The organism is Acidimicrobiia bacterium (genome assembly GCA_036271555.1).
Lineage (GTDB): Bacteria > Actinomycetota > Acidimicrobiia > IMCC26256 > PALSA-610 > DATBAK01.
Map to the genome: position 1 here is coordinate 60,596 of DATBAK010000037.1, position 10,988 is coordinate 71,583.

Consider the following 10,988-nt stretch of genomic DNA (forward strand, 5'->3'; position numbering starts at 1 on the left):
TGCTCCTCACCGCCCACGCCGGCGTCCCCTTCCGGCGCGCGCGGGCGCCATGGTCGCACGCGCCTCCGTGGCAGTGGCGTCACCTGCCCGCAGCAGCGCCCGCAACGTGTCGGTGACGGTCGCGGTGGCGGCGGCGAGCCCGAGGTTGCGGCGCACGCGGAGGAACTCCCACGACTCGGAGCTCGTGAGCGCGTCGCAGGCGTCGAGGGTGCGGGCACGCGTCTCGGGCCCGAGCGCGTCGAGCTCGATCGCGAAGACCCGTTCGAGCTCGACGCGGCCCTGACGGCGCGCGTAGCGGGTCGCGTTCGCGAGCGCCGGCGACCACGGCTCCTGCAGCGCAGTCGCCTTCGCGACCGGTGCGATCGCGTCCAGCACGGCCGTGCGTTGGTTCGAGAACGCGACGAGCCGGTCCTCGAACGGACCGTCGGTCGACAGCGGCCGCACGAGCGCGCCGACGCGGGTGCGCTGCTCGCGTGCGGCGGCGAGGAAGAGATCGTCGAGGTCCTCGAAGTGGACATAGACCGAGCGCAGCGAGATGCCCGCGCGCTCGGCGATGCGCCCCGCCGTCGGCCGGAGGTCGCCTTCGGCGATGAGACCGAGCAGGGCCCGGACCACCGCGTCCCGCGTCCGCCGCGCGCGCGCCGAGCGGCCGTCGAGCGTCGGTTGCGCAGCCGGTTGCGGCGTTGCCACCGGCGGACCCTACGGTTTGTTTCACACCCTGTGCAATGCTTCCGGGCGGGCCCGCTGCGCTCCTTCGTCGCTCCGTTCGCCGCCGCGTGCCAGTGACGGGTGTCACCGCGGTGCGGGCCGAAGGCACCCGTACACTCCGCTCGCATGCAGGAACCCGCGTCGCCGGCGCCGCTCCGGCTGACGATTGCGGCGCGCAGCGGGTCGATCCACCTGCGCAGCGCCCCCGGAGCGCGGGTCGAGGCCCCCGGCGCGCGGGTGCTCCACGAAGCCGAGGGCTCGGTACGCGTCGAGGCGTCATCTCGGAACCTCGAGGTCACCTGCCCCGACGGCGCCGACGTGATTCTCGGTACCGCGTCCGGGAAGGTGCGGCTGGAAGGCCGGTTCGGCGACGTGCGGGTCACGAGCGCGTCGGGGAGCGTCGAGATCGACTCGGTCGCGGCGCTCGACGTGCGGCTGAAGTCGGGATCGGTGACCGTCGAGTCGTGCACCGGCGACTGCCACGTCGTCTCCACGAGCGGCCGCATCGAGATCGAGCGCGCCGGTCGCGTCGACGTCGGCGGGAAGTCGGGCACGATCATCGTGAGATCGGCGGCGGGAGGTTGCATCCGCACGACGTCGGGACACATCGAGGTCGGGCTCGACCGCGCGGCCGACCTCGAGGTCCGTGGGGTGTCGAGCTCGATCGAGGTCGACCTCCCCGTGGGCGTCGCGCCCGCGCTCGACCTGCACTCGATGACCGGTTCGGTGCGCGTCGACGTCCCGAGCGGCGACGACTGTCAGATCGTCGTGCGTACGGTCAGCGGATCGATCAAAGTGCGATGACCGCGAGCGACGGGCCCGGCGCGGTCGTCTTCACCGACATCGTCGAGTTCACGCGCTACAACGCGGAGCGCGGCGACGATGCCGCAGTCGCGCTGCTCGAGCAGCAGAGCGCCGACGTACGCGCGCTGTTGCCGGAGTGCGCGCGCGTCGTGAAGGAGCTCGGCGACGGGTTGATGCTGTGGATCCCGGACGCGTGCGCCGCGCTCGAGACGTGCCTCGCGCTGCAGGACCGTGTCGGCGGTCGCGACGCGTCGAACGATGTCGACGCGATCGAGATCCGCGTCGGCGCGCACTGGGGGTCGCCGCGCCGCCGCGGCGACGACTTCGTCGGCAATGTCGTGAACCTCGCGGCGCGCATCGTCGACCTCGCGGCCGCGGGCGAGGTGCTCGTGTCCGAGGCGTTGCTCGCGGCCGCCGGCGACGCCGCCGCGCTGAACGCGAAGGCCGACGAGCTCGGGCCCGTGTTCGTGAAGGGCGTGCCCGATCCCGTTCCGCTCTACCGGCTCAACGCCCTTGGTTCTTGACCGCGGCGGCGGCTTCGGCCGCGGCGGCCGGGTCGAGGTAGCGACCCTTGAGCCCGAGCGCGTCGGCGTCGTGGATCGGTCGCAGGTCGTCGTCGAGCTCGTACACGAGGGGCATGCCGGTCGGGATGTCGAGCTCGACCACGCCCTCGTCGCTCATCCCGTCGAGATGCTTCACGAGCGAGCGCAAGCTGTTTCCGTGCGCGGCGACGAGCACGACGCGCCCCGCGCGCAGGTCGGGCGCGATCGACTCGTTCCAGTAGGGAAGCAGCCGCGCGACGACATCGCGGAGGCATTCGGTCTGCGGCAGCTGCTCGCGAGGCACGTCGGCGTAGCGCTCGTCGATGCCCGACATCGGGTCGTCGATCGCGAGCGGCGGCGGCGGCACGTCGTAGCTGCGGCGCCAGATCTTGAACTGCTCGGGGCCGAACTCCTCGAGCGTCTGCTTCTTGCTCTTTCCCTGGAGCGCGCCGTAGTGCCGCTCGTTCAGTCGCCACGAACGACGGACGGGGATCCACTTGCGCCCGAGGGTGTCGAGCGCGAGCTCCGCGGTGCGGATTGCGCGCAGCTGGACCGATGTGTGCAGCACGTCGGGCCGCAGGCCCGCGTCGCGCAGTTGCGTGCCGCCCCGCGCGGCCTCTTCCCGCCCGCGGTCGGTGAGGTCGACGTCGACCCATCCGGTGAACAGCCCGGAGACGTTCCACTCACTCTGGCCGTGGCGGAGCAGGATCAGCGTCGCGGTCACAGTCCGGACGCTAGCCGTGACCTCACATGCGCTTCGCTTCGATGATGCTGCGCAGGAACGTGCGGGTGCGCTCGCGCGTCGGCGCGCTGAAGACCTGCGCGGGCGGGCCTTCTTCCTCGATCCGGCCTTCGTAGAGGAACACGACCTTGCTCGCGACGTCGCGCGCGAAGCCCATCTCGTGTGTCGCGATGAGCATCGTCATGCCCTCGCTCGCGAGCTGGCCGACGAGCGTGAGCACTTCCGACACGAGCTCCGGGTCGAGCGCGCTCGTCACCTCGTCGAGGAGCATGACCCGCGGCTGCATCGCGAGCGCGCGGACGATCGCGACGCGCTGCTGCTGGCCGCCCGACAGCCGGTCCGGATAGTCGTCGCGCTTGTCCCAGAGCCCGATGCGGTTGAGCAGCGCGTGCGCGCGCTCGGCCGCGTCCTTCTGCGACAGCTTCAGCACCTTGCGGGGCGCGAGCGTGACGTTCTGCACGACGCTCATGTGCGGGAAGAGGTTGTAGCTCTGGAAGACGATGCCGATGTCCTGACGCAACGCGTTGAGGTCGACCCCGCGGCCCGACACGCGCTCGCCTTCGATGCGGATCTCGCCCTGTTCGATCGTCTCCAGCGCGTTCACACACCGCAGCAGCGTCGACTTCCCGCAGCCCGACGGACCGATGAGGCAGACGACCTGGTGCTCGTCGACGTTCATCGTGACGCCCTTCAGCACCTCGTTGTCGCCGAAGCGCTTGTGGACGTCGTCGAGCTCGATGAAGGCGGTCACTTGGCCTGCGTGCGCGCCTTGTCGCGATCGATGAGGAAGTCGACGAGGCGCGTGAACGGGATCGTCACCACGAGGAAGAAGATCGCGGCGCCGGTCACGGGCGACAGGTTGAAGTGGTTGTTCTTGAGGATCCCCGCGACGTTCAGGATCTCGGCGAGTCCGAGGAAGCCGACGAGCGCGGTGTCCTTCTGCAGCGCGACGAAGTCGTTGAGCAACGGCGGCAGGATTCGGCGTACCGCTTGCGGGATCACGACGAATCGCAGCGTCTGCCACTGGCTCAGTCCGAGCGAGCGCGCCGCCGCGGTCTGGCTCCAGTGCACGCTCTCGAGCCCGGCGCGGTACACCTCGGCCACGTACGCGCCGTACACGAGCACGAGTGCGAGCACACCGAGCCAGAAGAGCTGCGTGTCCGGCGCCATGTGGCTGTAGAAGGGCTCGATGTGCGCGAGCGGGAAGCCGAAGCCGACGAGGAAGATGACGATGATCGTCGGCACGCCGCGGAACACGTCGGCGTACGCGATCGCGAGCAGGCGGAGCGGGAGGAACTGACGGCCGGGCAGCTGGCGCACGACCGCGACGACGAGCGACCACACGAGCACGAGCGCCTCGGCGACGACGAACAACCGCACGTTCCACCAGAAGCCGCGGATCAGCGCGGTGTGGCTGCGCCAGATGAGTGACCACTGGAAGAGCACACCGCGCACGAGCGCGTGGTTCGCGCTGAGGAAGAACGCGCCGAACGCGATGATCGCGGCCATCAATCCGAGGCCGACGACGTAGAGGAGATCGCTCGTCGCGTCCTCGGCGAGCGTGCGCGCGTCGAGCAGCCGGTTCTCGCGCGCGAGCTTGCGCGCCGCGACCGTGCGCGCGATCGCACGCGCGCCGAACGCAGGGACCGCGAGCGTCGCGATCGCGAGCACCAGCTCGATCGCGAACGCGATCTCCGGACCCGGCGCGCCGATCGCGAGCGTCTGGTGGTAGCGGACGAGCTCCAACCACGTCACCGCGGTCAGCGCGAGCGCGGCGACCTCGCCGACGATCGCGCGCGCGACGCGCGGTCGGAAGCGCGACACCGCCCGGCGAGACCCGCCGGGCGGTGAGACCGTGCCGGAGACGCTCATCTCCGGACTACTCGTTCGGGATCGTGATCACCGGGATCGTGCCGGGGTCGGCGGTGAGGTCTTTGTCGGAGAGGGACTTCAGCTGACCGCCGCTCTTCATCGCGTCGAACACCGCGTTCACCTGGTCGAGGTTCGCCGAGCCCTTCGGGAGGATCGCGCCGTACTGGTCGGGACCGCCGGGCTGGTTGAACTGTGCGACGACGTGGAACGTGCCGTTCGAGCGGGCCGCCTCACCGAGGTTGATCGCGGTGTCGATGAGGATGGCGTCGACCTGGTCGGCCTGGAGCGCGGTGTACGCGTCGGCGAGCGACTCGTACGTGTGCGGACTGTTCACGCCGATCTTCTTGAGCAGGTCGACCGCGGTGGTCGCGGTCTGCACGCCCCAGTTGAGCTTCTTCGCGTCGGCGAGCGTCGAGACCGACTTGCCCGCCTTCATCAGGATGCCCTGCTGCGATTCGAAGTAGGGCTCCGAGAACGACACGACCTTGGCGCGCTCGGGCGTGATCGAGATCTGCGAGAGCGCGAGGTCGTAGTTCGTGACCGTGCCCGCGACGATCGCGTCGAAGCTCACGTTCCGCACGACGAGCTTCTGGAGCCCGAAGTCCTGCTGCATGCACTTCGCGAGGTCGTACTCGTAGCCCGACGTCACTTTGGTCGGGTCGGTGTCGCTGCCCTCCCAGAAGCCGGGCCCGGGCAGGCTCGTCACGACGGTGAGCGTGTCGGCGACGACGGGCGTGAAGCCCGCGGCACCTGCGGGCACCGAGCCGCACTCGGAGCTACCGGACGGCGCGCTCGTGGTGGTGGCGCCGGTGTCCTTGGTTCCGGACTTGCTGCCGCTGCTGCCGCACGCGGTGAGGCCGGCGACGAGCGCGAGCGCGACGCCGACGAATACGAATCGACGCATGGGGGTGATGACCTCCGCTGACGGCCGAGCGACCGGTTGGCTGGCGAACGGCAGGAACATAGATGCTCCGTGGTCCCGGCGCACCGATCCCGCGCGCGGTTGTTCGCCGCGCGCGGGCCGCGCGCGTCACCAACTCGACAGGTCGGCGTGGGCCGTCAGCCGGCGGCGGCGCCGTTGACGACGGGTGCGGGGATGGTGGTGCCGCCGCGGCTTCCGAAGAAGGGGAGGTTGGAGAAGTCGAAGGTGCCGCCGTCGCTTGCGATCATGAGGTAGCCGGTGCCGTAAGGGACCATGGCGACGACCGGGCGGATCAGGTGCGTGCCGCCCATGGAACCGAGGAAGTGCGCGTCGCCGAACGAGAACACGCCGCCGTCGGACGCCACCAACCAGTAGCCCGCGTTGTCGGGCGTCGGCACGAGACCGACGACGGGCTGGTTGAGCCGGACGCCGCCCATCGAGCCGCGGAAGCGCGCGTCGCCGAACGCGAACACGCCGCCGTCGGATCCGACCATGTAGTAGCCGCCGCCGGTCGGCGTCGCGACCGAGCCGACGATGTGACCGTTCAACGAGATCGACCGGAGGTCGCCGTAGAGGTGCGCGTCGCCGAATGGCAGCACGCGTCCCTTCGATGTGAAGAGCCAGTACCCCCGGCCCGTTGGTGTCGCCGAGAGGCTCGTGACGAGCTCCCCGGCCGCGAGCGAGCCCGGAGCCGCGTTCCCGAGATACGGCGCGTCGCCGTACGTGTACACCTGTCCCGCGGCGTTCACGATCCAGTAGCCGTTGGTCGACGGCGTGCGCTCGATGTCGACCGCGTTCGCGGTCGGCGCGTCGCCGCGATGATCGATCCCACCGAACGCGTACACCGCGCCATTGGATCCGAGCATCGCGTAGCCGATGCGGTGGGTGACGGTGAGCACGCCGCTGATCGTGAGCGTGACCGACTCGTCGACTTCCGAGAACTGGACGCGAATCACCATGTGCGCACTCGTCAGATCGGAGTCGCCGGTGACGTCGACCCGATAGCAGCTGGCGTCGCCGACGGGTCCGCATGCGTTCCCCGGGAGTGAGGTCAATCTCCCGGAGAGGTCGGCGCCGTCGGAGCGCGTGAACGCTGCGCTTCTGAAGAACCCGTCGCCGAGCCAGAACCGGCCGCTGCCGAGCTGGCTGGTCGAGGCGTAGTGCCCGTCGAAGTAGGGATACTCGCCATTGGGATCGGGGTGGAACGTGCCGGTGCCGGTGCCCGTGACGACCTGGCTCGCGGTCGCGGCTCGCGGTCCGGAGACCGCCGGCGCGGGTGATGGCGCGGCGAGCAGCAACGCGGCCGGCGTCAGGCCGAGGATGAGAAGTCGCTTCAGAAGTCGTCCCACGCAGTCATAGGCGCACGAGCGCGCCGATCGGTTGAGGGTCGAAGTGATTTTCTGCCGGGCAGGTAGCTTCCGAGCCGTGGAAGTCGTCTCGCTGTGTACGGGGAACGCGGCGCGGTCGGTGATGGCCGGGGTGCTGCTCGCCGAGCACGTGCCCGGTCTCACGGTGGTGACGTCGGGAACGCACGTCATCGAAGGCATGCCGATGAGCTGGCGGACGCGCGATGCGATCGTCGGGCTCGGCCTCGAGGTGCCCGCGCACCGTTCGCGTCAGGCGACCGTCGAGGAGCTCGACCGCGCCGACCTCGTGATCGCGCTCGCGTGCGAGCACGTCATGTGGATGCGGCGCGTGCATCCGCACGCGGCGGCGCGCACCGGGACGCTCAAGCGACTTGCGCGCGACCTCGGTGACGGACCCGAGCCGTTCACCGCGCGCGTCGCCGCGCTCGATCTCGAATCGGTCGTGCTCGAGCCGTGGGAGGACGTGCGCGATCCCGCAGGCGGCGACGTCGACGTCTTCCACGAGACCGCGCGCGAGATCGCGGAGCTCGTGCACGCACTCGCGCCGCGTCTCACCGACGTCGCGTCGCGTTAACCGCTGAACCGTGCCCGCCGGGCCTCCGTAGGACGATGAAACACCTGCCCTACGGAGGGAGTTCCATGACTCGCGCACCGATCCGTACCGGTCTCGTCCTCGCCGCACTCCTCGCGTCGTTCTGGCCCGCGGCGGCCGCGTCGGCACACACCACGCGACGCGCGTCGTGGCACGTGATCGATCACCACGAGCGCGCGTGCGTCGACGACAACGTCAATCCCGCGTTGTTCCCCGTGTACATCGCGGGCACGTGGAGCCACGCCCTACGGTTGCGCGTCGTGGGTCTGCCAAACAACGCGGACGACGCGCGGAACCCCGTGATCGCAGCGGGTTCGAGCAACGGCCGCGCGCCGGTGGGCGACGCACGCGCGCTGCTGCGTGCCGACACGCCGACCGGGACCTACGAAGGTCGGCTCGTGATCACCGACGGCACGATCAGCGAGCACATGTCCCTCGAGCTCCGGGTCAAGGGTCCGGGGCGCTGCGGCTACTGATGCGAGGCTGAACGGCGCCGTCGCCGTCCGCACATCCCCGTCAGGAACCTGTCAGAATCCCCGGCCGTCCGAGGCGTGACGATGCGCTGAACGCAGCGGAGGGGTCGGCGTGAGGGTGAACGCAGGGGACACCGCGTGGTTGATCGTTGCAACCGCGCTCGTGATGTTCATGACGCCGGGGCTCGCGCTCTTCTACGGCGGCATGGTGCGCGCGAAGAACGTGCTCACGATGCTGATGCAGAACTTCTTCTGCCTCGGCATCGTGAGCGTGCTCTGGGGTGTGGTCGTGTACTCGCTCGTGTTCGGCGGCACGAGCAAGTGGATCGGGAACTTCGACCTGGCGTGGCTCGGCCACTTCTCGACGACGCCGCCCGGGCTGGCGCTCACGGTTCCGCCCGCGCTGTTCATGCTCTATCAATTGATGTTCGCCGTGATCACGCCCGCGCTGATCACGGGCGCGATCGCGGATCGGCTGCGCTTCCACGCGTGGGTCTGGTTCAGCGGGTTGTGGCTGCTGCTCGTGTACGCGCCGATCGCACACTGGATCTTCTCGCCCGAGGGCTGGCTCTTCCGCCGCGGCGCGCTCGACTTCGCGGGTGGCACCGTCGTACACATCAACGCGGGTGTCGCCGCGCTCGCGGTGGTGCTCGTGATCGGCAGGCGTCGGGGCTGGCCGGGTACACCGATGCCGCCGCACTCGCTGCCGCTCACGCTGCTCGGCACCGGCATCCTCTGGTTCGGGTGGTTCGGGTTCAACGCGGGATCCGCGCTGCGCGCCGACGCGCTCGCGGTGCACGCGCTCGTCAACACGCAGATGGCCGCGGCCGCGGCGCTGTGCGCATGGCTTCTCGCCGAGCGCCTGCGCGGCCACCAACCGACCACCCTCGGCGCTGCGTCCGGCGCGGTTGCGGGACTCGTCGCGATCACGCCGTGCGCCGGCTTCGTCGGGGGCATGAGCCCGATCGCGATCGGCGCAATCGCCGGTTTCGTCTGCTACTTCGCGATCAATCTCAAGAACAAGCTGCACTACGACGACGCGCTCGACGTCGTCGGTGTGCACCTCGTCGGCGGGATCCTCGGTTCGCTGTTGCTCGGGTTGTTCGCCGACAAGTCGGTGAATCCGGCCGGTCGCAACGGGCTGTTCGTGCACCGCGGCGGTGCGGGGCTGCTCGGTGAGCAGCTGCTCGCGGTCGTCGTGACGCTCGTCTACTCGTTCGTCGTGACCTTCGCGATCGCGTGGGTGCTCGATCGCGTCCTGCCGCACGGGCTGCGCGTCGACGAGGAGCAGGAGCACGGGGGACTCGACATCGGCCAGCACAGCGAGGCCGCCTACGCCTTGATCGAACGCTGAGGAGAGGTCTGCCGTGAAGCTGGTCGTCGCGATCATCAAGCCGTTCAAGCTCGACGAGGTGAAGGCTTCGTTGCAGAGCTCCGGCGTGCACGGGCTGACCGTGAGCGAAGTGCGCGGCTACGGCCGCCAGCGCGGACACACCGAGGTGTACCGGGGCGCGGAGTACCGCGTCGACTTCGTGCCGAAGGTCAAGCTCGAGGTGCTCTGCGACGACGACGAGGCGCAGGACATCGCGCAGCAGCTCATCGGCGCCGCACGAACGGGCCAGATCGGCGACGGCAAGGTGTGGATCGTGCCGCTCGACGACGCCTTCCGCGTTCGCACCGGCGAAGCGGGCCCGGACGCGTTGTAGCGCGTCCGTGAAAGCGGTTCCGCGGAACCGCTTTCGGTGTCACACCCCTCCCGCATACTCGTCGTTGTCGGTGAGCGGGCAAGGAGGCACTGTGCTCGACCAACGGGAAGTCGCGAGTTCGATCGCGTCGCGCGCCACGGAACGGCTCGAAGCCGAGGTGCAATCCACGGCGGCGCTGCTCGCGGCGACGACGTGCCAGTGGCTGCTCATGATCGCCGAGCTCGACCGGCGGGAAGCGTGGGCGTCGTGGGAGTGCCGGTCCATGGCGCACTGGCTGACCTGGAAATGCGCGGTCAGCCTGCGGACCGCGCGCGATCACGTACGGGTCGCTCGCGAGCTCGAGCGTCTGCCGCGTGTGCGCAAGGAGTTCGCCGCCGGCCGGCTCTCCTATTCGAAGGTGCGTGCGTTGACCCGCATTGTGAGTGCGCCCGAGGTCGAATCAGATCTCGTCGAGCTTGCGCTCGCGGCGACGGCGTCGCAGCTGGACACGATCGCGGCCGGTTGTCAGCGCGTCCGCCGCATCAACGATCCGGAGCGCGAGCAGCGCAATCACGACGAACGTCGCTTGTCAGTCGTCCTCGACGAAGACGGCAACGGCACGCTCACGATGCGCGGCCCGGTCGACCTGCTGGCCGAGCTGATGAGCGCGGTCGACGCGGTCGTGAAGCGTTGCGAGGCGAACGACGGTGAAGGCATCGAGGCACGGCGCTTCGACGCGATGGTCGAGCTCGGTCGCTTGCGTGCGGCACCAGGCGGCGGCGCCGATGGAGACACCCACGCGGAACCACCGGCCGCGACGATCGTCGTTCGGAAGGACTCCTCGCGCCCGGACGCACCTGCGATCGCGCACGGATGGCCGATCAGTCGTGCGGCGTTCGAGCGGTTGCGCTGCGACGCGAAGTTCGCGGTCGAGCGCATCCGAGACGACGGCGGCATCGAGCGCACCCCGACGACCGAAGCGATCCCGCGCCGTGTCCGGCGAGCGGTGCGCAACCGCGATCTCGGCGGCTGCCGGTGGCCCGGCTGCGGTGCCCGCGCTTCGGTACAGCTGCACCACATCGTGTCGCGGGCTCGATCCGGGCCGAACTCGATCGCCAACCTCGTATCGCTCTGCCACTTCCACCACCGAGCGGTGCATCATCGCGGCTGGCAGATCCGCGGCGACGCGAACGGCGCGTTGACGTTCATCGACCGCGGTGGACGACAGGCCGACGAACGCACGTACCGACGCCGAGCTGTTCATCCGCACGAGCTCGAACG

13 protein-coding genes are annotated in these 10,988 nt (G+C 69.8%); 7 read left to right on the plus strand and 6 right to left on the minus strand.

Annotated features, from left to right (window positions below):
• Window positions 1-6: 6 nt before the first annotated feature.
• Window positions 7-690 (minus strand): TetR/AcrR family transcriptional regulator, encoded by a 684-nt coding sequence (locus VH914_10330; GenBank protein ID HEX4491591.1) that lies wholly within the window; start codon window positions 688-690, stop codon window positions 7-9.
• A gap of 144 nt (window positions 691-834) precedes the next feature.
• On the opposite strand from VH914_10330, the gene VH914_10335 reads away from it, so the two are divergent.
• Window positions 835-1,512: a DUF4097 family beta strand repeat-containing protein gene (locus VH914_10335; protein HEX4491592.1), complete on the plus strand. Its 678-nt coding sequence runs from the start codon at window positions 835-837 to the stop codon at window positions 1,510-1,512.
• Window positions 1,509-2,036, plus strand: a complete 528-nt coding sequence (locus tag VH914_10340) for an adenylate/guanylate cyclase domain-containing protein (GenBank protein HEX4491593.1) — start codon at window positions 1,509-1,511, stop codon at window positions 2,034-2,036. The genes VH914_10335 and VH914_10340 overlap by 4 nt, the downstream gene beginning before the upstream one ends.
• On the opposite strand, the gene VH914_10345 is transcribed toward VH914_10340, so the two are convergent.
• From VH914_10345 to VH914_10365, 5 genes are all read right to left on the minus strand, one after another.
• Window positions 2,017-2,778, minus strand: coding sequence for a phosphoglyceromutase (locus VH914_10345; GenBank protein HEX4491594.1), 762 nt, complete (start codon window positions 2,776-2,778; stop codon window positions 2,017-2,019). The genes VH914_10340 and VH914_10345 overlap by 20 nt on opposite strands.
• Window positions 2,779-2,800: 22 nt before the next feature.
• Window positions 2,801-3,547 (minus strand): amino acid ABC transporter ATP-binding protein, encoded by a 747-nt coding sequence (locus VH914_10350; GenBank protein ID HEX4491595.1) that lies wholly within the window; start codon window positions 3,545-3,547, stop codon window positions 2,801-2,803.
• Entirely contained in the window at window positions 3,544-4,668 is a 1,125-nt protein-coding gene (locus VH914_10355) for an amino acid ABC transporter permease (protein HEX4491596.1), read from the minus strand. The genes VH914_10350 and VH914_10355 overlap by 4 nt, the downstream gene beginning before the upstream one ends.
• Window positions 4,669-4,675: 7 nt before the next feature.
• Complete coding sequence (locus VH914_10360) at window positions 4,676-5,572, minus strand: ABC transporter substrate-binding protein (protein ID HEX4491597.1); 897 nt, start codon at window positions 5,570-5,572, stop codon at window positions 4,676-4,678.
• A gap of 155 nt (window positions 5,573-5,727) precedes the next feature.
• Window positions 5,728-6,939 carry a hypothetical protein gene (locus VH914_10365; GenBank protein ID HEX4491598.1) on the minus strand — a complete coding sequence of 404 codons (1,212 nt, stop codon included), beginning with the start codon at window positions 6,937-6,939 and terminating at the stop codon, window positions 5,728-5,730.
• 76 nt (window positions 6,940-7,015) lie between these two features.
• On the opposite strand from VH914_10365, the gene VH914_10370 reads away from it, so the two are divergent.
• From VH914_10370 to VH914_10390, 5 genes are all read left to right on the plus strand, one after another.
• Window positions 7,016-7,531 (plus strand): hypothetical protein, encoded by a 516-nt coding sequence (locus tag VH914_10370; protein HEX4491599.1) that lies wholly within the window; start codon window positions 7,016-7,018, stop codon window positions 7,529-7,531.
• Between the two features lie 65 nt (window positions 7,532-7,596).
• Window positions 7,597-8,025 (plus strand): DUF5980 family protein, encoded by a 429-nt coding sequence (locus VH914_10375; protein HEX4491600.1) that lies wholly within the window; start codon window positions 7,597-7,599, stop codon window positions 8,023-8,025.
• 109 nt (window positions 8,026-8,134) lie between these two features.
• Complete coding sequence (locus tag VH914_10380; GenBank protein HEX4491601.1) at window positions 8,135-9,376, plus strand: ammonium transporter; 1,242 nt, start codon at window positions 8,135-8,137, stop codon at window positions 9,374-9,376.
• Between the two features lie 13 nt (window positions 9,377-9,389).
• Window positions 9,390-9,728, plus strand: a complete 339-nt coding sequence (locus VH914_10385) for a P-II family nitrogen regulator (GenBank protein ID HEX4491602.1) — start codon at window positions 9,390-9,392, stop codon at window positions 9,726-9,728.
• A gap of 91 nt (window positions 9,729-9,819) precedes the next feature.
• Window positions 9,820-10,988, plus strand: a 1,169-nt coding sequence (locus tag VH914_10390) for a DUF222 domain-containing protein (GenBank protein HEX4491603.1), incomplete at its 3' end; no start/stop codon positions are given.

Excerpts from the sequence above, each read along its gene's own strand:
- VH914_10375 (HEX4491600.1), top strand. The coding sequence starts at position 7,597 with ATGACTCGCGCACCGATCCGTACCGGTCTCGTCCTCGCCGCACTCCTC.
- VH914_10340 (HEX4491593.1), top strand. The coding sequence starts at position 1,509 with ATGACCGCGAGCGACGGGCCCGGCGCGGTCGTCTTCACCGACATCGTC.
- VH914_10360 (HEX4491597.1), bottom strand. The coding sequence starts at position 5,572 with ATGCGTCGATTCGTATTCGTCGGCGTCGCGCTCGCGCTCGTCGCCGGC.
- VH914_10335 (HEX4491592.1), top strand. The coding sequence starts at position 835 with ATGCAGGAACCCGCGTCGCCGGCGCCGCTCCGGCTGACGATTGCGGCG.
- VH914_10355 (HEX4491596.1), bottom strand. The coding sequence starts at position 4,668 with ATGAGCGTCTCCGGCACGGTCTCACCGCCCGGCGGGTCTCGCCGGGCG.